This window comes from Variovorax sp. Soil_C_33, from assembly GCF_057656935.1.
Window position 1 is genome coordinate 181855 of record NZ_JBDGJK010000006.1, and the last position, 22883, is coordinate 204737.

Genomic DNA, 22883 nt, shown 5'->3' on the forward strand with positions numbered 1-22883 from the left:
TTCAGACCTCGTCGCGCACAGCGGAATCCGAAGCCAGCGCCTGCTCGACCACCTCGCGTGTCAGCGTCGGCGCAAAGGATTCGATGAAGGCATGCACATAGCCGCGCAGATAGGCGCCGCGCCGCACCGCGAGCTTGGTCAGGTTGATGCCGAACAGCGGGCCGGCATCCAGCGCGCGCAGCTGCGTGTCGCGCTCGGCCTCGTAGGCGACGCCGGCGACGATGCCCACCCCCATGCCGAGCTGCACATAGGTCTTGATCACGTCGGCGTCCATCGCGGTCAGCACGATGCTGGGCGCGAGGCCCTCATCCTCGAAGGCGCGGTCGATCTTCGTGCGGCCGGTGAAGCCGGTGTCGTAGGTGATGAGCGGATGGCGCGCGAGCGCTTCGAGCGTGAGCGGCGCATCGAGCAGCGCGTGCCCCGGCGGCACGATCACCGAATGCGTCCAGCGGTAGCAGGGCAGGGCCACGAGCTGCGGATAGTCGCCCAGCGCCTCGGTCGCGATGCCGACGTCGGCCTCGCCGTCGATCAGCATCTGTGCGATCTGCTTGGGCGAACCCTGGTGCAGGTGGAGCTTGACGCCGGGGAAGTGGCTGCGGAACTCCTGCACCGCCACCGGCAGCGCATAGCGCGCCTGCGAATGCGTGGCGGCGACCGAGAGCAGGCCGCTTTGCCGTGCCACGAATTCCTGCCCGGCATGCCGCAGGTTGCTGCTCTCCATCAGCATGCGCTCGATGATCGGCAGCACATGGCCGCCGGGTTCGGTGAGGCCGGTCAGGCGCTTCCCGGCACGCACGAAGAGCTCGATGCCGAGCTCTTCCTCGAGCTCGCGGATCTGCCGGCTCACGCCGGGCTGGGAGGTGTGGAGCGTGTGCGCGACTTCGGTCAGGTTGAAGCCGCAGCGCACGGCTTCGCGCACCGAGCGCAGTTGTTGGAAGTTCATGGGGCTCGAACGGAGAACGCGCCGCAAGGGGCGTGGCGCGCCATTGTCCGCAGCGGCCTCGAATCAGGGAACGACCGATTCGTTGATTCCAAATAATCAACTCATCTAACCGTTTGCAGAGAACGACAGGTCGAAGGTGGAACGCACCTCCAGCGGCTGCTTGATGAGTCCGACCTGGTGATAGAAGTCGGCGGTGCCCTGCTGGTCGGCGATCACCCGCGCATCGACGGGTACCCACTTCTGCTGGCGGCGCTCGAACTGCAGCTTCGCCGCATCGGCCGGGATGCCGATGATCCGCGCCAGCGTGGCCGAGAAGGCATCGACGTTGCGGTACGACCAGCGCTGCGCGCGCACCACCCGCTGCAGAAAATCCTGCAACACAGGCCGCTTGACGGCGATCGCGGCGTCGGTCGCGGCCAGGTAGCTCAGGCCCGGCAGCAGGCCGCGGCCGCTCGCCAGTACGCGCGCGTGCCTGCTGGTTTCGGCCAGCGCGGTGTAGGGTTCCCAGGTGGCCCAGGCATCGACCGAGCCTTGCGTCAGCGCGAGCTTGGCGTCGGCCGGCGCGAGGAAGCGCAGGTTCACGTCCTCCGGCTTGAGGCCGGCCGTCGTGATGGCCTTCAGCGTGATGTAGTGGCCGATCGAGCCGCGGTTGGTCGCGATGCTCCTGCCCTTGAGATCGGCGGCGGTCTTCAGCGGCGAGTCGGGCCGCACCAGCACGGCGGTGCCGTACGCATCGGAACGGTTGGCGCCGATCGCCTTGACGCGCGTGCCGGCCGCGAGCGCGAAGACAAGCGGCGCATCGCCAATCGGGCCCGAGTCCACGGCTTGCGCATTGAGCGCCTCGGCCAGCGGCGCGGCGGCCGGGAACTCGGACCACTGGATGTCGTAGCTCAAGCCTTCGAGGCTGCCGGCCGCTTCGAGCAGCGCGCGCAGGCCGCCCTTCTGGTCGCCGGCCTTGAGCACGGGGCGCGATTGCGCGTGCAGCGCGACGGCGGGCAGCGCCAGGCTGGTGGCGCCGGCGAGCGTGTGGGTGATGAAGCGGCGGCGGGATGCGTGGGTCATGTCTGTAGAGGATTCAGGGATCACTGAAGCAGTTCAGGCTCGGCCTCGACCAGCCCTTCGTAGAGGCTTTCGAAGGCATGCAGCGCGCCTTCGGGTCCGCCGATCTGGCCGTGCGTGTGGCGTGCGACGGCCTCGGCTATCGGCTGCGGGGTGCCGGCCGCTTCGGCGAGCAGTTGCGTGTGGCAGGCGTTGTCGAGCGCGATGTACCACCAGGCCGCGGCCTCGACCGTGGGGCCGGCCGTCAGGATGCCGTGGTTCTTCAGGATCGCGCCCTTGCGCTCGCCCAGCGCCTTCGCGATGCGCAGCCCCTCGCTCTCGTCGACCACCATGCCGGTGAAATCGTCGAAGAGCGCGAGGTCGTCGTGGAATACGCAACTGTCCTGCGTCAGCGTGTCCAGCTTGCGGCCCAGCGTCGACCAGGCCTTGCCGTAGGTCGAATGCGTATGCGCGGCCGCGATGATCTTCGGGTTGTATTCGTGGATCGCCGCATGGATCGCGAAGGCCGCCTTGTTGAGCGGCCGCTCGCCGATCACGGTCTCGCCCTTCGAATTGACCAGCAGCAGGTCCGACACCTTGATGCGCGAGAAGTGCACGCCCAGCGGGTTGACCCAGAAATGGTCGCTGAGCTCCGGGTCGCGCGCCGTGATGTGGCCGGCCAGCCCCTGCGCGAAGCCGAAGCGCGCGAACAGGCGGAAGGCACCGGCCAGCCGCTCCTGCCTATGGCGGCGCTCGGCTTCGATGCTGGTGCGCGGCGCGGGCGGGTCGAACCAGTATTTCTGCTGCGGATTCGGGTTGAGCCGAAGTCGCTCGGCGGGGCGGTCAATGGATAGAACGGCGCTCATGCTCATGCCGCCTTGCGTTGCGCGGCCACACGTTGCGCCACCAGTTCGCGCGTGCGCGGAATCAGTTCGCGGCCATAGTCGATCGCGTCTTCGAGCGGATCGAAGCCGCGGATCAGGAAGGTGGTCACGCCGAGCGCGTGATAGTCGAGCAGCGCATCGGCCACTTGCTCGGGCGTGCCGACCAGCGCGGTGCTGTTGGAGCGTCCGCCGATCTCCTGCGCGACCGCGGTCCACAGCCGCTTGTCGAGCCGCGTGCCTTGCTCGGCCGCGGCCAGGAGGCGCTTCGCACCCTCGCTTTGCTGCGGGCCGCCGCGGCCGAAGCCCTGCACCACGCGCAGGCGGCGGGTTTCGGCCAGGATGTTGTCGGCACGTTCCCACGCCTTGGCCTCGGTCTCGGCGAGGATCGGTCGGAACGAGACCGAGAAGCGCACGCTGCGCCCATGCTTCGCGGCCTCCGCGCGCACGCGGCCCGTGAGCTCGGTCGCCTGGGCCAGCGATTCGCCCCACAGCGCATAGACGTCGGCATGCTTGCCGGCCACCGGAATCGCGGCTTCCGACGCGCCGCCGAAATACACCGGCACGTGCGGCCGGCCGTTCGAGGTCTGCGCCGGCTTCACTTCGGAGAACGCATCCTTGAAACGGTAGTGCGCACCCTCGTGGTCGAAAGGCTTGTCGCTGGTCCAGACCTTGCGCAGCACCTCGAGGTACTCGTCGGTGCGTGCATAGCGCTGGTCGTGGTCGAGCCAGTCGCCGTCTCGCTTCTGCTCCTCGTCGGAGCCGCCCGAGATGTAGTGCACGCCGAGCCGGCCGCCGCTGAACTGGTCGAGCGAGGCGAACTGGCGCGCCGCCAGCGTCGGCGCCACGAAGCCAGGGCGGTGTGCCAGCATGAAGTGGATGCGCTCGGTGACCGAGGCGGCATAGGCCACGGTCAGCGTGGCATCGGGGCTGGTTGAATGGTGCGGCACCAGCACGCGGTCGAAGCCGGCCGCTTCGTGCGCCTGTGCGAAGGCGCGCACGTAGTCGCGGTCGATCGCAGGGCCGCGCGCGGGATGGATCTCCGAGACCTTCTGGGCCTGGATCATGCCGATGAATTCGATGTGGCTGTCGCTCATGGGTGTTTCTTCCTTCGATGCAAAAAGTGGTCAGGCCGGGTTGTTGTTGCGCGAGAGGGCGGCGGCGAAGCTGCGGTCCCACAGCGGCGCCACCTCGGCCGGGCCGTCGAGCACGCCGAGCTTCTGGAAGGTGTCGGCCACCTCCTGGTGGCTGCGCACCGCCGCGCTGGTGACCGGGCCCAGCGCGTAGTCGTTGCTGCGGCCGTTGAAGAGCTCAATCAGGTCGCTAACCGGCACCCGCGTCTCGGCCGACTGCGCCTTCGCGTAGGCGAGGTAGTTGCCGTTGGCCCAGGCATAGGCGCGCTGCAGGCGCTGCAGGAAGTCGGCGATGGCGGCATGGCGCAGCGGATCGTCCACCGCGCGCGGATTGGCATAGACCGGGAAATTGCCGGAGAGGTAGCCCTTGCCGGTCTTGATGGTGCGGGCGCCGTACTGGGTGCGGGCCAGCTGCCCGTTGTAGCCGTAGATCGCCCAGGCATCGAGGTCGCCGCGCGCAAAGGCCGAGAGCCCATCCGCCGGGCTCAGGTTGATGGCCTGGATGTCGTTGAAGCCGAGGCCGACCTCGGCCAGCTGCTTGCTCAGGTAGTAGTGCGCGGTGGTGGCGCGCACGTAGCCGACGCGCTTGCCCTTGAAGTCGGCGATGGTCCTGATCGGCGCGTCCTTGCGCGCCAGCGTGGCCTGGTTGTTCAAGTCTTCATGGATCACGGCGACGAAGCGCACCTTGGCCTTCTGGCGCGCCGCGAAGGTGGCCGGTATCTCGCTGCCCGAGCCCAGGTCCAGCGCATCGCCCTGGATGGCCTCGATGTGGAGCACGCCGTTGTTGAGTTCGCGCCAGTCGATCTTGTAGGGCGTCTTGCCCTGGCCCGAGGCCTCGATCAGCGGGCGCCAGAGGCCCTTGTAGGTGCCGATGCGCAGCGTGAGGCCGGAGAGATCGGTGCTGCCGGCGGCCTGCGTCCACCGGCTGGCGGCACCGAAGGCCGCGGCCGTGCCGGCGGCTTGCAGCCATTGCCGGCGCGACCAGGCGGAAGGGATGGATGTCATGGAAAGCGCTCTTCTGGTGGACCTTGAGGAGGCGTGACCGTAATGCGCGCCGCGGCCGAAGAGAACGCAGGAATGCGAGTTTGGATATGCGGGATTCGTCCTTCCCCGCGCGCGGCGCGGCGCTTAAGGTGCCGGCCATGAGCTCCCAAGTCCTGCGCCGCCTGCCGGCCGACCCCGCAACGGATGCCGCGCTGCTGGCCCGCCTGTCCGCCCTGTTTGCCGAGACCGCTGCCGACCACGACCGGAGCGGCGCCTTCCCGCGCGAGAACTTCGCCGAGCTGCAGGCGCAGGGGCTGATCGGCCTGGTCGCGCCGCAGGCCCACGGCGGCGGCGGCGCCTCGCTGGCGGCTGCGCGCCGCGTGCTCGCCGCCGTGGCCTGGGGCGAGCCGGCAACCGCGCTGATCCTCACCATGAGCTGGCTGCAGCAGCATGCGATCGGCCGCACCGACAGCCGCTGGCCGGCCCACCTGCGCGAGCGCGTGCTGCGCGATGCGGTGCGCGAAGGTGCGCTGATCAATGCCTTGCGCGTGGAGCCCGCGCTCGGTTCGCCGGCACGCGGCGGCCTGCCTGCCACCATGGCGCGGCGCGAAGGCAACCAATGGAGGATCAATGGCCACAAGCTCTACACCACCGGCATCGAAGGGCTGACGTGGCTCGCGGTCTGGGCTCGCACCGACGACGAGGCGGCGCCGCGCACCGGCTTCTTCCTGGTGCCGCGCAGCGCGCCCGGCATCCGCGTGGTGGCCAGCTGGGACCAACTGGGCCTGCGCGCCTCGGGCAGCCACGAGGTGCTGTTCGAGGAGGTCGCGATCCCGCTCGACCACGCAGTCGACCTGCGTGCGCCGGCCGAATGGGCGTCCGATGCCGGCAGCCAGACCGATATCGACGCCCATGCCACGCAGCAGGCCTGGATGGTGGTGCTCTTGGGCACGCTCTACGACGCGGTGGCGCGTGCCGCGCGCGATTGGCTCGTCGGCTTCCTGAACCGGCGCGCGCCGAGCTCGCTGGGCGCCTCGCTCGCGAGCCTGCCGCGCGTGCAGGAGCACGTCGGCGAGATCGAGGCCCTGCTGCGCAGCAACCGCGTGCTGCTCGACCAGGCCACGGCCGAGGTCGACGCCGGCCATGCGCCTGCCGCCACCGACAGCGGCCTCTTGAAGTACACGGTCACGAACAACGCCATCCGTGCCGTCGAGCTCGCGCTGCAGCTCACCGGCAACCACGGCCTCGCGCGCCAGAACGCGCTGGAGCGCCACTACCGCGACGTGCTGTGCAGCCGCATCCACACGCCGCAGAACGATGCGATCCTGGTGGGGGCGGGCAAGGCGGCGCTGGGGGTGCATGCATGAGCTCGCGCCGTCACTTGCTGAAGCAGGGCGCCGCACTCTCGCTGGCCGGCCCGCTGCACGCGCTGGGGCAAGGCCGCGCGACCACGACCCTGGTGCTCGGCGACCAGGCCGGCGGCCTGCGTGCCCTGTTCGAAGCTTCCCGCGCGCTCGAAGGCGCGCCCTTCCAGTACCGCTGGGCCAACTTTCAGGGCGCGGCGCCGCTGTTCGAAGCCCAGCGCAGCGCGGCCGTCGACACCGCGGTCGCGGGCGACCTGCCGGTGCTCGCCGCGGCGGTGGGCAGGACGCCGCTCAAGATCGTCGCCACCCGCGTCGGCAAGCCCGAGGCGCTGGGCATCGTCGTGCAACCTGACTCGCCGCTGCGCCGTGTCGCGGACCTGCGCGGCCAGAGCGTCGTGGTGTCGTCCGCGCGCGGCAGCATCTCGCAGTACCAGCTCTACGGCGCGCTCGAAGAGGCGGGCGTGAAGCGCGACGAAGTCAACGTGCGCTTCGTGCTGCCGACCGATGCCGCGGCCGCCTTCGCCTCGCGCCAGATCGACGCCTGGGCCGTCTTCGACCCCTACTACGCGATCGCGCTGCAGCAGGGCGGGCGCGTCCTGCGCGACGGCCGCGGCATCAACACCGCGCTGGCCTTCATCACCGCGAGCGAGCCGGCGCTGGCCGATGCCGCCAAGCGCGCGGCGATCGCCGATTTCCTGCAGCGGCTGGGCCGCGCCGGCGAATGGGCCAAGGCCAACGCAGAGGCCTACGCCAGGGTCTACGCCGATCTCACTCGGCTGCCGCTCGAGACCTCGCGCACCATCACCGCCCGTGCGGCGGTCACCGGCCGGCCCGTCAGCGAGGCCGATATCGTCGCGCTGCAGGCCGTGGCCGACCGCTCGGCGCGCGACGGCATCCTGCCGCTGCGCGTGGACGTTCGGGCCATCACCGACGCGCAGGTCTGGAAGCCGGCCGCGTGAGCGCGCTGGCGCCGCTGCGCGAGTTCGTGGTCGACTTCGGCCGCCTGCTCGACACGCATCCCGACGAGCCGCGCATCCTGGAGGAGGGCGGCGCGCTGCTGCGCCGGCTGGTGGCGCGCGATGACTGGCTGCCCGATGCGTATGCCCAGCCGCACCCGGAGCGCTACCAGCAGTTCCTGCTGCATGCCGATTCGACCGAGCGCTTCTCTGTCGTCAGCTTCGTCTGGGGCCCGGGCCAGGCGACGCCGGTGCACGACCACACGGTGTGGGGGCTGATCGGCATGCTGCGCGGCGCCGAGTACAGCCAGGGTTATCGCGAGCGCCATGGCGAGCTGCGTCCCGCGGGCGAGCCCCTGTGGCTGGCGCCAGGCGACGTGGAGGCGGTGTCGCCCCGCATCGGTGACGTGCACCGCGTGCACAACGCCTACGACGACCGTGTGTCGATCAGCATCCATGTCTACGGCGCCAACATCGGCGCGGTGCGGCGCCATACTTACCCGGCAGGCGGCGGGCGCAAGCCCTTCGTCTCGGGTTACTCCAACACGCAACTGCCCAATCTCTGGGACCAATCCGCCGAACTCCGCCATCCATGACCGACACGCTGTCCTTTGCCGCCGTGCGCGCCCACCTGCTTGCCGGCGACGAGATCGCCTTGCTCGACGTGCGCGAGGAACATCCCTTCGCGCAGGCCCATCCGCTGTGGGCCGCGAACCTGCCGCTGTCGCGCATCGAGCTCGATGCCTGGCGCCGCATCCCTCGCCGCGACACGCGGATCGTGGTTTATGGCGAGCACGAAGGCGTCGACCTCGCGCCGCTCGCCGTCGAGCGACTCGCTGCGCTCGGCTACACGCAAGTGCACCTGCTGGAAGGCGGGCTCGAAGGCTGGCGCAGCGCCGGCGGCGAGCTGTTCCGCGACGTCAACGTGCCGAGCAAGGCCTTCGGCGAACTGGTCGAGCACCAGCGCCATACGCCCTCGCTTTCGGCCGAGGAAGTGAAGGCGCTGATCGATGCCGAAGCCGACGTGGTGGTGCTGGATGTGCGCCGCTTCGACGAATACCAGACCATGAGCATCCCGACCGCGACCAGCGTGCCCGGCGCCGAGCTCGTGCTGCGCGTGCGCGAGCTCGCGCCCGACCCGGCCACGCGCGTGATCGTCAATTGCGCGGGCCGCACGCGCAGCATCATCGGCAGCCAGTCGCTGGTGAACGCGGGCATTCCGAACCCGGTCGCGGCGCTGCGCAACGGCACCATCGGCTGGAAGCTGGCCGGGCAGGTGCTCGACCGCGGCGCCGCACGGCGGGCGCCCCAAGCGAGCGAGGCGAACCTTGCCGCGGCGCGGACTTCGGCGGAAGACGTGGGGCGGCGCGCCGGCGTGCGCTGGATCGAGCTGGACGCACTCGCCACGCTCGAAGCGCCGGGCCGCACGCTCTACCGCTTCGACGTGCGCACGCCCGACGAATACGAGGCCGGCCACCTGCCAGGCTTCGCGAGCGCACCCGGCGGGCAACTGGTGCAGGAGACCGATCACCACGTGCCGGTGCGCGGCGCGCGCATTGTGCTGGCCGACGACGATGGGGTGCGGGCGCCGATGACCGCGTCGTGGCTGGCGCAGATGGGGTGGGAGGTGTACGTGCTGGCGACGCAGCCTGCGTCGGCGTACAGCGAGCGCGGCGCGGCATCGGCCGGAAGCGGATCGGCTGGCCCCGCGTCGCCGCAGACCGGCCGTTACCGCCGGCCCTACGAAGGCACCGACGCGCCGCCCGAGGCGATGCAGGCCTACCTCGATTGGGAATTCGGCCTGGTGGCGCAGTTGGAGTCCGACGGCACGCATGGCTTTCGCGTGCTCTGAATAGGTGCCGCAGCGCGGCGGACTAGACTATCTGCCATTAGGAGTTACCAATGGCAGTTACCCAGGCGGCGCTCACCGAAGCGCTCAAGACCGTCCTCGACCCCAACACGGGCAAGGACTTCGTCAGCACCAAGGCGCTGAAAAACCTGCAGATCCAGGAGGGCGATGTCTCCTTCGACATCGAGCTCGGCTACCCGGCCAAGAGCCAGGTGCCGGCGATGCGCAAGGCGCTGGTGGCGGCGGCCAAGGGTGTGGCCGGCGTGGAGAACGTGTCGGTCAATATCGCGACCAAGGTCATCAGCCATGCCGTGCAGCGCGGCGTGCAGCTGATGCCCAACGTCAAGAACATCATCGCCGTCGCGTCGGGCAAGGGCGGCGTGGGCAAGAGCACCACCGCGGCCAACCTGGCGCTGGCGCTGGCGGCCGAGGGCGCCAGCGTCGGGCTGCTCGATGCCGACATCTACGGGCCCAGCCAGCCGATGATGCTGGGGATCGACCGCCGCCCCGAGAGCGAGGACGGCAAGACCATGGAGCCGCTGGAAAACCACGGCGTGCAGGTCATGTCCATCGGCTTCCTGGTCGACCAGGACGAAGCCATGATCTGGCGCGGCCCGATGGCCACGCAGGCGCTGGAGCAGCTCCTGCGCCAGACCAACTGGAAGGAGCTCGACTACCTGATCGTCGACATGCCGCCCGGCACCGGCGACATCCAGCTGACGCTCTCTCAGCGCGTGCCGATGACCGGCGCGGTGATCGTGACCACGCCGCAGGACATCGCGCTGCTCGACGCCAAGAAGGGCATCAAGATGTTCGAGAAGGTCGGCGTGCCGATCCTGGGCATCGTCGAGAACATGGCGGTGCACGTGTGCTCGAACTGCGGCCACGTCGAGCACATCTTCGGCGCCGAGGGCGGCAAGAAGATGGCAGCCCAATACAACATGGACTACCTCGGCGCGCTGCCGCTGGACATCAACATTCGCCTGCAGGCCGACAGCGGCAAGCCGACGGTGGTGGCCGACCCTGACGGCGAGGTGGCCGGCATCTACAAGTCGGTCGCGCGCCGCGTGGCGGTCGGCATTGCCGAAAAGGCGAAGGATTTCTCCGCGAAATTCCCGACCATCACGGTCAGCAAGAACACCTGATCCAGCGCCCATGAACCTGCTCGCGTCCATGCGCTACCTCAGCGCGCTGCACGAGCACCGCCACTTCGGCCGCGCCGCCCAGGCCTGCCACATCACGCAGCCGGCCTTGTCGAACGCGCTGCGCGCGCTGGAGGCCGAGTTCGGGGTCGTCATCGTCAAGCGCGGGCGGACCTATTCCGGGCTGACGCACGAGGGCGAGGCCGTGCTGGCCGCGGCGCATCGCATGCTGCACGAGAACGAGGTGCTGCAGCAGCTGCTCAAGAGCGAGGAAGACCGCCCGCGCGGCAACCTCCGCATGGCCGCGGTGCCGACCGCGATGCCGATGCTGGCGCGCTTCGCGGGACGGCTGCGGGCGCGCCATCCGGGCATCGTGCCGACCGTGCTGTCGATGAGCTCGCTCGAGCTCGAAACCGGGCTGGAGAACCTGTCGCTCGACCTGGCCCTCGGCTACACGGAGCGCATGCGAAGCGGCGAGGTCAAGCTCACGGCCTGGCCGCAGAGCATCGAACACTATTACCTGGTGCGCCGGTCGGCGAGCGCCGGCCAGCCCGCGCTGCAGTTCGGCGCGCCGATCGCCTGGGCCGAGGCGGGGCGGCTGCCCCTGTGCCTGCTGACGCCGGAAATGCACAACCGCTCCATCGTCGACCAGGCCTTCGCCGATGCCGGCGTCACGGTGAAGCCGGCCATCGAGACCAATTCGGTGCTCACGCTGGCGCTCAGCGTGAGCGCCGGGGACGTCTGCGCCGTGCTGCCCGGCGGCATGGTCGATGCCGTGCGCAGCCATGGCGAGCTCGAGGCGCTGCCACTGGTGGCGCCGGAGGTGCGCACGCCGATCGGCTTCATGACGCAGACCGCCGTGCGGCCCTCGCGCGCCCTCGATGCGGCGCTGGCGCTGGTGCAGAGCCCGGCGTGGCAGCAGGAAGTCGCGGCGCACAGCGGAGCGCTGCGGGGGTAGTCCGGCGGCGCCGGTGCGCTGCACCATTTCTTTATTGAATCGCCCCATGTGCGGATTCAATTTGCCGAAAGCCGCCAGGGGCGCGACATTCGGGCCAGGCCGTGCCTTCGCGCGGCGACACAGTCCGCACCGACTGCCGAGGCAATGAACTACCCAGGCACCCAGAACGCCGTCCAGGCGATTCCGCTGGCCACCCCCGACCAGCTGCGCGAGCGCATCCGCCGCAAGAGCAAGCTCAAGGGCCGGCAGCCCGAGACCGATGCGCTCGCGGAGGTGCGCGCGCTCATCGGTCCGCGGCCCGATGACGGCTGGCGGCGCGACCTGCTGATCGAGCAGCTGCACCTGCTCAACGATGCGCACGGCGGCCTGCACGATCGCCATCTGGTGGCGCTGGCCTCGCTCATCAACGTTCCGATGGCCGAGGTCTACGAGGTCGCGACCTTCTATCACCACTTCGAAGTGCTGCGCGGCGACGAGCAGGCACCCGGGCTCACCATTCGCGTGTGCGACGGCCTGGCCTGCGAGCTGGCCGGTGCGCAGGACCTGCTCGCGCGGCTGCCTGCGCTGCTGGGCGCGGCCGGCCGCGACGACGTGCGCGTGATCTCGGCGCCCTGCATCGGCCGCTGCGAGCAGGCACCCGCCGCGGCGGTGCACCAGCGTGCCGTGCCGCTGGCGACGACGGATCGGGTGCTGCAGGCGCTGGATGCCCGGCCGGCAGCGCGCGAGACCTTCAATTTCGTGCCGGCGGGGCTGGCCGAGAAGAGCGTCTCGCCGCCGCCCGAGGGCATCGCAGAGATCCCTGCCTTCACCGACTACGCCACCTACCGCGCCAACGGCGGCTATGCGCTCGCGGCCGCGCTGGTCAACGGCGAGCACGATGCCGAGGCCGTCATCAAGGCGATGGAAGACTCGGGCCTGCGCGGCCTCGGCGGCGCGGGATTCCCGGCTGGGCGCAAGTGGCGCATCGTGCGCGAGCAGCCGGCGCCCCGGCTCATGGCCGTCAACATCGACGAGGGCGAGCCCGGCACCTTCAAGGACCGCACCTACCTCGAGCGCGATCCGCATCGCTTCCTCGAAGGGCTGCTGGTGGCGGCGCAGGTCGTGGGCACCGAGGCCTGCTACATCTACCTGCGCGACGAATACCACGATTGCCGCCGGCTGCTCGAGGCCGAGCTGGCCGAGCTCAAGGCCGATCCGCCGTGCGTATTGCCGCGCATCGAGCTCCGGCGCGGCGCCGGCGCCTACATCTGCGGCGAGGAGTCCGCGATGATCGAGAGCATCGAGGGCAAGCGCGGCGAACCGCGCATGCGCCCGCCCTACATCGCGCAGGTCGGCCTGTTCGGCCGACCGACGCTGGAGCACAACTTCGAGACGCTCTACTGGGTGCGCGACATCGTCGAGAAGGGCCCGCAGTGGTTCAGCGGCTTCGGCCGCCACGGGCGCAAGGGACTGCGCAGCTTCAGCGTCAGCGGGCGCGTCAGGAACCCGGGCGTCAAGCTCGCGCCGGCCGGCATCACGGTGCAGGAGCTGATCGACGAATACTGCGGCGGCATGCTGGACGGCCACACGCTCTACGCCTATCTGCCGGGCGGCGCCTCGGGCGGCATCCTGCCGGCCTCCATGAACGACATCCCGCTGGATTTCGACACGCTGCAGCCCTACGGCTGCTTCATCGGCTCGGCCGCCGTGATGGTGCTGAGCCAGCATGACCGCGCACGCGACGCGGCGCTGAACATGATGCGCTTCTTCGAGCACGAGAGCTGCGGCCAGTGCACGCCCTGCCGCGTCGGCACCGCCAAGGCGGCGGCGCTGATGCAGGTGCCGGTGTGGGACAACGCCACGCTGGAAGACCTCGCGCAGGTCATGGGCGACGCATCTATCTGCGGCCTCGGGCAGGCCGCGCCCAATCCGATCCGCTGCATCCAGAAGTACTTCCCCGAGGAGATCGCGTGAACGCTCCCACACGACTTGCCGAAGTGATCCCGCAGACCATCGAGTTCAAGCTCGACGGCCGCGCCGTCCAGGCCTTCGAAGGCGAAACCATTCTCCAGGCCGCTCAGCGCCACGGCGTCGACATCCCGCACCTTTGCTACAAGGAGGGCTTGCGCCCTGACGGCAACTGCCGCGCCTGCGTGGTCGAGGTGAAGGGAGAGCGCACCCTGGCGCCGAGCTGCTGCCGCAACGCGACGGCCGGCATGGAGGTGCAAGCCAACAGCGAGCGGGCGCTGAAGAGCCAGAAGATGGTGGTCGAGATGCTGCTGTCCGATATGCCGGACCGCGGGTACAAGTGGAACGACGAAGAGGGCGGCCCATCCGGCGGCCAGCACGGCGAGCTCAGCGAATGGGCCGAGCGCCTCCACATCGAAGTCCGACCCGAGCTCAAGGCCCTGCGCCGCGAGCAGCCCAAGTCCGATGTCTCGCATCCCGCGATGGCGGTCAACCTCGACGCCTGCATCCAGTGCAACCGCTGCGTGCGTGCCTGCCGCGAGGAGCAGGTCAACGACGTGATCGGCTACGCAATGCGCGGCAGCGATTCGAAGATCGTGTTCGACCTCGACGACCCGATGGGCGACAGCACCTGCGTGGCCTGCGGCGAATGCGTGCAGGCCTGCCCGACCGGCGCCCTGATGCCGAAGACGCGGATCGGTTCGCAGCAGGTGGATCGCAAGGTCGATTCGGTCTGCCCCTTCTGCGGCGTGGGCTGCCTGATCACCTACAACGTGAAAGACGAAAAGATCGCCAGCGTCGATGGCCGTGACGGCCCGGCCAACCACAGTCGGCTCTGCGTCAAGGGCCGCTTCGGCTTCGACTACGCGCACCACCCGCAGCGCCTGACCAAGCCCTTGATCCGCAAGCCCGGCGCGCCCAAGGACTTCAACGACGCGCCGCGGCCCGGCGACTGGCACGACGCCTTCCGCGAGGCCAGCTGGGAAGAGGCACTCGCGCTCACCGCCGGCAAACTCAAGAGCCTGCGCGACACGCACGGCAAGAAGGCGCTGGCCGGCTTCGGCTCGGCCAAGGGCAGCAACGAAGAGGCCTACCTGTTCCAGAAGCTGGTGCGCACCGGCTTCGGCAGCAACAACGTCGACCACTGCACGCGGCTGTGCCATGCCTCCAGCGTGGCGGCGCTGCTGGAGGGCGTGGGCTCGGGCGCGGTGAGCAACCAGGTCAACGACGTGGAGCATGCGGACCTGATCTTCGTCATCGGTTCCAACCCGACCGCCAACCATCCGGTGGCCGCCACCTGGATGAAGAACGCCGCCAAGCGCGGCGCCAAGATCGTGCTGGCCGACCCGCGCGTCACCGACATCGGCAAGCATGCGTGGCGCACGCTGCAGTTCAAGGCCGACACCGACGTCGCCATGCTCAACGCGCTGATCCATGCGGTGATCGACGAAGGCCTGGTCGACGAGGCTTTCGTGCGCGAGCGCGCCAGCAACTTCGAAGCGCTGCGCGAGAACGTCAAGGGCTACAGCCCCGAGGCGATGGCGCCGATCTGCGGCATCCCGGCCGAGACGCTGCGCGAAGTGGCCCGAGCCTTCGCCAAGGCGAAGGGCGCGATGGTGCTGTGGGGCATGGGCATCAGCCAGCACGTGCACGGCACCGACAACGCGCGCTGCCTGATCGCGCTGGTCACGGTCACAGGCCAGATCGGCAAGCCCGGCTCGGGCCTGCATCCGCTGCGCGGCCAGAACAATGTGCAGGGCGCGAGCGATGCGGGGCTGATCCCGATGATGTTCCCCAACTACCAGCGCGTCGACAACCCGGGCGTGCATGCCTGGTTCGAGAACTTCTGGGGCATGCCGCTCGACGAGAAACCGGGCTACACCGTGGTCGAGATCATGCACAAGGCGCTGGCGCCGGACAGCGATCCGCACAAGATCCGCGGCATGTACATCATGGGCGAGAACCCGGCGATGAGCGACCCGGATCTCAACCACGCACGCCATGCGCTCGCGAGCCTGGAACACCTGGTGGTGCAGGACATCTTCATGACCGAGACCGCCTGGCTGGCCGACGTGGTACTGCCCGCCACCGCCTGGCCCGAGAAGACCGGCACGGTGAGCAATACGGACCGCATGGTGCAGCTCGGCAAGAAGGCGCTGAACCCGCCCGGCGATGCCAAGCCCGATCTCTGGATCATCCAGCAGATCGCCCAGCGCATGGGCCTGCAATGGAACTACGAAGGCGAAGAGTCCGGCGTGGCCGCCGTCTACGAAGAGATGCGCCAGGCCATGCATGCCGTCATCAGCGGCATCACCTGGGAGCGGCTGCAGCGCGAATCCAGCGTGACCTATCCCTGCCTCAGCGCGGAGGATCCGGGCCAGCCGACCGTCTTCATCGACGACTTCCCGACCGCCGACGGCCGCGTGAAGCTGGTGCCGGCCGACATCATCCCGGCCGACGAGCGGCCTGATGGCAAATACCCCTTCGTGCTGATCACCGGGCGGCAGCTCGAGCACTGGCACACCGGCAGCATGACGCGCCGCGCCACGGTGCTCGATGCGCTGGAGCCGATGGCGACGGCCTCCATGAACCAGGGCGACCTGGAGTCGCTGGGCCTGCAGGCGGGCGACGTGGTCACGATTCGCTCGCGCCGCGGCGAGGTCGCGATCCATGTGCGCCGCGACGACGGCACGCCGAACGGCGCGGTGTTCGTGCCCTTCGCGTACTACGAGGCGGCAGCCAACCTGATGACCAATGCGGCGCTCGATCCCATGGGCAAGATCCCGGAGTTCAAGTACTGCGCGGTGCAGGTACTGCGCGGCGGCGAGCCCGTGGCGGCGGCTGGCTATGGGACCGGGGCAGTGGCAGCGGTGGAGGCGGCGACGGCGCGCTGAGAGCGGCTCGGGGTGTGACATTTTTGGCATATCGAGCGTCTTTCTGACGCCGGAGGTCGCGCCGTGGCCGGGCATGCCAGGCGCGGCCCTGCGCAATGACCTTGGCTCGAATGACTGGCATATATGTTGCTGGCTGTTACTTATCCAGCACATTCACAACGCCAAGTCAAACGTGGATCAGACAAAAAACGACAACGACATTTCATTGGATCGCCGCCTCTTCTGCGTGGGCGCGATGAGCTTCGCAGCCCTGGGAACTGCGGCCTGCGGGGACGGCGGGAGCGGCGGGTTCGCGAGTACGGGCACGCTCGGCGCGTCGTCGCAGAACGCGGCAACTTCGGCGGCGACGTCGAGCGCAGGTGCTGCGTCCGAGCCCGGCACGAACTCGACCACGCCCTCGACTACGCAAGCGCGCAAGTTCACGCATCCCGGCCTGCTGCACACCGAGGCCGATTTCGAGCGCATGCGCCTGAAGGTCGCGGCCGGTGCCGAGCCCTGGCTGAGCGGCTGGAATGCGCTGATTTCCAACGGCCGTTCCCAGCTCGGCGCTTCCCCGCGCCCGCTGGCCATCGTGATCCGCGGCGGCGAAGACTCGAACTTCGCCCAGATGTACATCGACATCGCGCGCGCCTATCAGCTGGCATTGCGCTGGAAGGTCTCCGGGGACGTGCGCTACGCCGACCGGGCGGTGGTGTTCCTGAATGCCTGGTCGTCCACGCTGACCGCGATCCACGGCAACGCGGACCGCTTCCTGGCCGCAGGCATCTACGGCTACCAGTTCGCGAACGCGGCCGAGATCATGCGCTCCTACGCGGGCTGGGCGGCGAGCGACCTGGCGCGCTTCCAGAACATGATGCTCACGGTGTTCTATCCGCTCAACCACAGCTTCCTCGTCAACCACAACGGTGCCCAGATCACCAACTACTGGGCCAACTGGGACCAGTGCGCGCTGGCGTCGATGCTGGCCATCGGCGTGCTGTGCGACCGGCAAGACATCTACGACGAGGCCCTCGGCTACTACAAGTCCGGCCAGGGCAACGGCGCGGGCCTGCAGGCGGTCTACCACGTCCATCCGGGCTATCTCGGCCAATGGCAGGAGAGCGGCCGCGACCAGGGCCACTGCACCCTCGGCATCGGTCTGGCGGGTGCATTCTGCGAGATGGCGTGGAACCAGGGCGACGACGTCTACGGCTACGAGAACAACCGCTTCCTCGCCGGCGCCGAGTACGTGGCGAAGTCCAACCTGCGCGATGCGACCAGCGCCTTCTACACGGTGCCCTTCTTCACCAACATCAACAGGCAGGGCACCCAGTCCGTGCTGTCGACGGGCGGGCAGGGGCACCAGCGCGTGGTCTGGGAGAGCGTGTACAACCACTACGCCAACCGCCTCGGCATCGCGACGCCCTATGCGGCGATGCAGGCGGCCCAACTGCGCCCCGAGCGGGACGGCGGCAACGGCGATCAACTCGGTTTCGGGACCCTGACCTTCTCGCGCGACCCCATCGCGACGCGCGGGCGCCCGAGCGGCCTGACGGCGCGGGTGCGCGGGCCGCAGGTGCTGCTGTCGTGGTGGGGCTGTACGGACGCGCTGAGCTACACGGTCAAGCGCGCGGCCAGCGCGGGCGGTCCCTACACCACCATCGCCGCCGGCATCACCGACACGCTGACATTCATGGACGGCACCGTCATCCCCGGCGCCGTGTACTACTACGCGATCGTTGCGGTGAATGCGGCAGGGGAGAGCGCGGCATCGAACGAGGTGCGGGCGGCGATCAAGCCCGAGTTGCTGCTGCAGAAGAAGACCGACGACGGCACCAACGGCCACGCCACGCTCGCCGCCGGCCTGGTGAAGGATCTCGGCGACTTCACGATCGCGACGAAGGTGTACCTGGACAGCGCCGCCACCTGGTCGCGCGTCTTCGACTTCGGCTCCGGCCCGCGCCGCTACATGATGCTGACGCCGCGCAGCAATGCCGGCACGGTCCGCTATGCGATCTCCACGGTCCACGGCTACAACGAGCAGCTGATCGACGGCAGCGCGGCGCTGCCGACCGGCCGCTGGGTGCATGTCGCGGTGACCTTGTCTGGCAGCCTCGGCACGCTGTACGTCGACGGCCTCGCGGTAGGTACCAACACGCAGATGACGCTGGCGCCCTTCGACCTCGGCGAGACCACGCAGAATTGGCTCGGACGCTCCCAGTACACGGCGGATCCGGTGCTGGCGGGGCGCCTGGATGATTTCCGGCTGTACCACGGCGCCTTGAGCGCGGCGGAGATCGCAGCATTGGTCTAGGGTTAACCCTTGAGTTTCAGTTACAGTAAGTGACTACTCGTTACACGAAAACTGAAGTCACTTACCTCCATGGACAACCCAATCCCGCGTCGAGATGCAATCAAACGCTTTGCCGCCGCCAGCGCCGCGCTGGCGCTTCCGGCCTGGGCCCAACCCGCCCGCATCGTGCTGGGGCAATCGGCCGCATTCAGCGGCCCGGCCGAGCAGCTGGGCATCCAGATGAACAAGGGCGCGCGCATCTTCTTCGATGCGCTCAATGCCTCCGGCGGCATCCACGGCCGCAGCATCGAATTGCGCACGCTCGATGACGGCTACGAGCCCGAGCGCTGCAAGGCCAACACCGACCGGCTCATCAAGGATGATGTCTTCGCGCTCTTCGGCTATGTCGGCACGCCCACCTGCCTGGCGGCGATGCCGCTGGTGGACGCGGCCAAGATCCCGTTCTTCGGCCCATTCACCGGTGCCGAGGCCCTGCGCGAGCCGTTCCGCAGGACGGTGTTCCACGTCCGCGCCTCGTACTACGACGAGACCGCGCTGATCGTGAAGCAGCTCACCTCGCTAGGCCTGCGCAAGATCGCCGTATTCCACCAGAACGACGCCTACGGCCAGGCCGGGCTGGAGGGCGTGAAGCGCGCGCTCAAGCCGATGAGCCTGGAGCCGGTGGCCGTGGGCAAGGTCGAGCGCAATTCGGTGGATGTGGCACAGGCGGTGAAGGACATCACGGCCGCGGCACCGACGGCCGTGGTGCAGATCGGTGCCTACAAGGCCTGCGCGGCCTTCATCCGCGAAGCGCGCAAGGCCGGCTACGGCGGCACCTTCTTCAACGTCTCCTTCGTCGGCACCGAGGCGCTGGGCGACGAACTCGGCAAGGACGCCCGAGGCATCATGGTCAGCCAGGTGATGCCCTCGCCGTTCTCGACCAACACCCCGATCTCCCGCGAATACCTGGAGGCCACGCGCAAGGCCGGGCCCGACGCCAAGCCCAACTATTCGAGCATGGAAGGCTACGTGGCCGCCAAGGTGATGGCGGAGGGACTTCGCCGCGCCGGCCGGGCGCCGACGCGCGATGCGCTGGTCGCCGGCCTGGAGTCGATCCAGAACTTCGACTTCGGCGGCTTCCGCGTCGACTTCAGCGCCCGCAATCACGCGGCGTCGAGCTACGTTGACCTGTCGATGCTGACGCAGGACGGCAAGGTCCGCCTTTGAGCGTGCAAGGCGGCTGCGCCGGCGCGAAACCCCGCTTGCGTGTCGCCGGCGGTGCATCGGCTATCGTCCGCCGCATGGACCCATCCGAAACCCCATCCGAGGGCGCGCACCCTGGTCTCGCCGTGGCGGTCGTGATGCGGCGCGAGCGGCTCCACGGCCCCTCGAGCCATTGGCAGCCCTGGCGCTGGACGCTCGACGAGGTGGTGCCCGACGAGCCCGGCTTCGGCGACGCGCCGCGCCTCTTGCGCGACGACGAGGGCGCGCAGCGCTGGCTGCACCCGGGCTTCAAGGTGGAATTGTTTCGCGATGAAGCAGAGGGTTACCAGCTCAACGCAACAACCCCCGCGCCCTGCTGGTTCGTGATGTGGCGCATGGAAGAAGAGGCGGCGCTCGCGCCGGAGCCGATCGCGCGGCCGCTGACGGTCACGCTGAGCTACAACGAGGCAGGCCGCTGGCTCGATGCGCAGGAGAACGTCGAGCAGGTGCCGGCGCCGGAGGAGGTGGTGGCATGGCTGCGTGCCTTCGTGGATGAACACTACGTGGCCGAGCCCAAGCGCCGCAAGCGGCCGGAGAGCTTCAAGCCGCTGGTCGATCGCTTCGGCAACGCGGCCAGCGTGTCGACCGAGAAGAAGCGCGGCCGGGGAGCGGGCGATGTCTGAGGGCTTCTTCGATCGCTGGTCGCGGCGCAAGCAGCAGGTGCGCGAAGGGGAGGTGCCGCCGCCGGAGCCGGTGGCGGCCGTGCCGGTGGAACCGGCTGCGCTGGTCGAGACGCCGGGCCCCCGTCCCGACCTTCCGCCGGAGGGGGAAGGAGAAATGCCGCCGCCGCTCACGCTGGCTGACGCCAAAGCGCTGACCATCGACTCCGACTTCAAGCCCTTCGTCGCGAAGAACGTCGCGCCCGAGGTCAAGAACGCGGCCTTCAAGAAGCTGTTCGCCGATCCGCACTTCAATGTGATGGACGGGCTGGACACCTACATCGACGACTACTCCCAGTCGACGCCGATACCCGAGAGCGTGCTGCGCCAGATGGCCAGCGCGAAGTTCCTGAACCTGTTCGAGGAAGAAGAATCGAAAGAAGACCCTGAGGCCCACACACCCCCGGACGTGGCACAGTCGATGCCTGCCGAGGAAGTTCCCAGCCCGCCGGTTGCCGATGCGCAACCCGCCAGCCAAGAGACCGATGACCACCACGCTGATCTGCGACTGCAACAAGACGATGCCCCTCGAGCCGAAGACGCTCGGGACGGCACTGGCTGAGACCCTGCCACTCCATTCGGCACTGTGCCGCCGCGAGGCGCCGGCCTTCCAGCGCGCCATCCAGTCCGGCGACGAGGTGGTGGTGGCCTGCACGCAGGAGAAGCGCCTGTTCGGCGAGCTCGCGCAGCAGACCCCGGATGCGGTGTCGCCGATCCGCTTCGTCAACATCCGCGAAACCGGCGGCTGGAGCCGCGATGCGAAGAGCGCGATGCCGAAGATCGCCGCGCTGCTCGCCGCCGCCAGCCTGCCCGAGCCTGATCCCGTGTCGACGGTCAGCTATGCGAGCCAGGGCCGCTTGCTGATCGTCGGTGCGCTCGACGAGGCGGAGAAGGCGGCCGTGCTGGTCGGCGACACGCTGGACGTCACGATCTTCTCGCAGGGCCCCGGCGCCGCCGGCGGCGCGCAGGAACGCCGCTGGCCGGTGATCGCGGGCCGCATCGATTCGCTCGCCGGCTGGCTCGGCGCCTTCAAGCTGCAATGGACGCGCGACAACGCGATCGACCTCGACCTCTGCACGCGCTGCAACGCCTGCCTCGCCGTCTGCCCGGAGCAGGCCATCGGCTTCGACTACCAGATCGACAACACCAAGTGCACCTCGCACCGCGACTGCGAACGCGCCTGCACGGTGGCCGGCGCGATCGATTTCAGCCGCGCGCCCGCGCAGCTCGACGGCGCCTTCGACCTGGTGCTCGACCTCGGCGCCGCGCCGCTCATCGACTGGCATGCGCCGCCGCAGGGCTACTTCCACCTGGCCGGCGGCCTTGCGCATGCGCAGGGCCTGCAGACGCTGCTGCGGCTGCGCGAGCTGGTCGGCGAGTTCGAGAAGCCGAAGTTCTTCGACTACAAGCAGAAGCTCTGCGCGCACAGCCGCAACGAAGTGGTGGGCTGCAATGCCTGCATCGAGGTCTGCTCCGCGCACGCGGTGACCAGCGACAAGGAGCGCCAGCGGATCGTCGTCAACCCGAACCTCTGCGTCGGGTGTGGCGCCTGCACCACTGTCTGCCCGACGGGCGCGCTCGGCTACACCTATCCGCGCACGCCCGACCAGGGCCTGAAGCTGCGCACGCTGCTCACGACCTATGGCAGCGCGGGCGGGCGTGATGCCGTGCTGCTGCTGCACAGCCAGGAAGGCGGACTGGCGCTGGTCGAGCGGCTCGGACGCGAGGCGCAGCTCGGCCGCGCGCAGGGCGTGCCCGCGAACGTGATCCCGGTCGGCCTCTGGCACGCGGCCAGCACCGGCATCGACCTCTGGCTCAGCGCGATCGCCTTCGGCGCTTCGCAGGTGGCCGTGCTCGCGACCGGCGAGGAAGCGCCGGCCTACCTTGATGCGCTGCGCAAGCAGATGGAGATCGCGCAGGCGCTGCTGCTCGGGCTGGGCTACACCGGCACGCATTTCCGGCTGATCGAGGCGGCAATGCCCGCGGCCCTCGATGCCGCGCTGGCCGCCTTGCGCGACACGCGCCAGCAGCGGCCGGCCACGGCAGCGCGCTTCGCGGTCGGCGCGGAAAAGCGCAGCACGCTCGAACTCGCGCTCGATCACCTGATCGAGGCCGCCCCGGCGTTGAAGGCGGCGCCCGAAGCGCCGCTCGCAATCCCGCTGCCGGCCGGCGCGCCATACGGCACCATCGAGGTCGACAAGAACAAGTGCACGATGTGCCTGGCCTGCGTCAGCGCCTGCCCGGCCAGCGCGCTGCAGGACAACCCGAACGCGCCGCAACTGCGCTTTGTCGAAAAGAACTGCGTGCAGTGCGGTCTCTGCGCCACCACCTGCCCCGAGGACGCGATCTCGCTGGTGCCGCGGCTCCTGGTCGCGGCCGAGCGCAAGCAGCCGGTGGTGCTCAACGAAGCCAAGCCGTGGAGCTGCATCCGCTGCGGCAAGCCCTTCGGCACCCAGAAGGCGATCGAGTCCATGCTCGGCAAGCTCGCGGGCCACGCGATGTTCCAGGGCGAGGCGCTCGAGCGCCTCAAGATGTGCAGCGATTGCCGGGTCATCGACCTGTACAGCGCGCAGAACGAAATGAAGATCACGCAGTTATGA

17 protein-coding genes and 1 pseudogene are annotated in these 22883 nt (G+C 69.1%); 13 read left to right on the forward strand and 5 right to left on the reverse strand.

Translation table 11 applies throughout. The features are described 5' to 3' along the window. Window position 1 precedes the first annotated feature (1 nt). The 5 genes from AC3A6B_RS11745 to AC3A6B_RS11765 form a co-directional block, all read right to left on the reverse strand. Complete coding sequence (locus tag AC3A6B_RS11745; RefSeq protein WP_487836875.1) at window positions 2-943, reverse strand: CysB family HTH-type transcriptional regulator; 942 nt, start codon at window positions 941-943, stop codon at window positions 2-4. A 105-nt stretch (window positions 944-1048) separates the two neighbouring features. Continuing rightward, window positions 1049-2005, reverse strand: a complete 957-nt coding sequence (locus AC3A6B_RS11750) for an ABC transporter substrate-binding protein (protein WP_487836876.1) — start codon at window positions 2003-2005, stop codon at window positions 1049-1051. Window positions 2006-2025: 20 nt separating this feature from the next. Further along, window positions 2026-2847 (reverse strand): class II aldolase/adducin family protein, encoded by an 822-nt coding sequence (locus AC3A6B_RS11755; RefSeq protein ID WP_487836877.1) that lies wholly within the window; start codon window positions 2845-2847, stop codon window positions 2026-2028. A 2-nt stretch (window positions 2848-2849) separates the two neighbouring features. After that, the gene (locus tag AC3A6B_RS11760; RefSeq protein WP_487836878.1) at window positions 2850-3959 is read right to left on the reverse strand and encodes an LLM class flavin-dependent oxidoreductase; all 1110 of its coding nucleotides are present in this window, start codon (window positions 3957-3959) and stop codon (window positions 2850-2852) included. A 30-nt stretch (window positions 3960-3989) separates the two neighbouring features. After that, entirely contained in the window at window positions 3990-5000 is a 1011-nt protein-coding gene (locus AC3A6B_RS11765) for an ABC transporter substrate-binding protein (RefSeq protein ID WP_487836879.1), read from the reverse strand. 137 nt (window positions 5001-5137) lie between these two features. Between AC3A6B_RS11765 and AC3A6B_RS11770 the strand changes: the two genes are divergently transcribed. From AC3A6B_RS11770 to AC3A6B_RS11830, 13 genes and pseudogenes are all read left to right on the forward strand, one after another. Further along, entirely contained in the window at window positions 5138-6346 is a 1209-nt protein-coding gene (locus AC3A6B_RS11770) for an acyl-CoA dehydrogenase family protein (RefSeq protein ID WP_487836880.1), read from the forward strand. Then, window positions 6343-7302 (forward strand): ABC transporter substrate-binding protein, encoded by a 960-nt coding sequence (locus AC3A6B_RS11775; protein ID WP_487836881.1) that lies wholly within the window; start codon window positions 6343-6345, stop codon window positions 7300-7302. Before AC3A6B_RS11770 ends, AC3A6B_RS11775 begins: the two co-directional genes overlap by 4 nt. Beyond that, the gene (locus AC3A6B_RS11780; protein WP_487836882.1) at window positions 7299-7895 is read left to right on the forward strand and encodes a cysteine dioxygenase family protein; all 597 of its coding nucleotides are present in this window, start codon (window positions 7299-7301) and stop codon (window positions 7893-7895) included. The genes AC3A6B_RS11775 and AC3A6B_RS11780 overlap by 4 nt, the downstream gene beginning before the upstream one ends. Continuing rightward, window positions 7892-9007 (forward strand): annotated as a pseudogene (locus AC3A6B_RS11785) (rhodanese-like domain-containing protein); the annotation flags it as partial. The gene AC3A6B_RS11780 and the pseudogene AC3A6B_RS11785, both read left to right, overlap by 4 nt. 194 nt (window positions 9008-9201) lie before the next feature. Next, entirely contained in the window at window positions 9202-10293 is a 1092-nt protein-coding gene (gene apbC / locus AC3A6B_RS11790; protein ID WP_487836883.1) for an iron-sulfur cluster carrier protein ApbC, read from the forward strand. Between the two features lie 10 nt (window positions 10294-10303). Next, a complete protein-coding gene (locus AC3A6B_RS11795) occupies window positions 10304-11248 on the forward strand; it encodes a LysR substrate-binding domain-containing protein (protein ID WP_487836884.1) in 945 nt (314 codons plus the stop codon). Window positions 11249-11392: 144 nt separating this feature from the next. Then, complete coding sequence (locus AC3A6B_RS11800) at window positions 11393-13201, forward strand: NADH-ubiquinone oxidoreductase-F iron-sulfur binding region domain-containing protein (RefSeq protein WP_487836885.1); 1809 nt, start codon at window positions 11393-11395, stop codon at window positions 13199-13201. Beyond that, window positions 13198-16089, forward strand: a complete 2892-nt coding sequence (gene fdhF / locus AC3A6B_RS11805) for a formate dehydrogenase subunit alpha (RefSeq protein WP_487836886.1) — start codon at window positions 13198-13200, stop codon at window positions 16087-16089. The genes AC3A6B_RS11800 and fdhF overlap by 4 nt, the downstream gene beginning before the upstream one ends. Before the next feature lie 235 nt (window positions 16090-16324). Then, entirely contained in the window at window positions 16325-18382 is a 2058-nt protein-coding gene (locus AC3A6B_RS11810) for a LamG-like jellyroll fold domain-containing protein (RefSeq protein WP_487837003.1), read from the forward strand. A 69-nt stretch (window positions 18383-18451) separates the two neighbouring features. After that, the gene (locus AC3A6B_RS11815; RefSeq protein WP_487836887.1) at window positions 18452-19588 is read left to right on the forward strand and encodes an ABC transporter substrate-binding protein; all 1137 of its coding nucleotides are present in this window, start codon (window positions 18452-18454) and stop codon (window positions 19586-19588) included. Window positions 19589-19662: 74 nt separating this feature from the next. After that, entirely contained in the window at window positions 19663-20247 is a 585-nt protein-coding gene (locus tag AC3A6B_RS11820; protein WP_487836888.1) for a DUF3305 domain-containing protein, read from the forward strand. Then, window positions 20240-20845, forward strand: coding sequence for a DUF3306 domain-containing protein (locus tag AC3A6B_RS11825; RefSeq protein ID WP_487836889.1), 606 nt, complete (start codon window positions 20240-20242; stop codon window positions 20843-20845). Before AC3A6B_RS11820 ends, AC3A6B_RS11825 begins: the two co-directional genes overlap by 8 nt. Further along, a complete protein-coding gene (locus AC3A6B_RS11830) occupies window positions 20805-22883 on the forward strand; it encodes a 4Fe-4S dicluster domain-containing protein (RefSeq protein WP_487837004.1) in 2079 nt (692 codons plus the stop codon). Before AC3A6B_RS11825 ends, AC3A6B_RS11830 begins: the two co-directional genes overlap by 41 nt.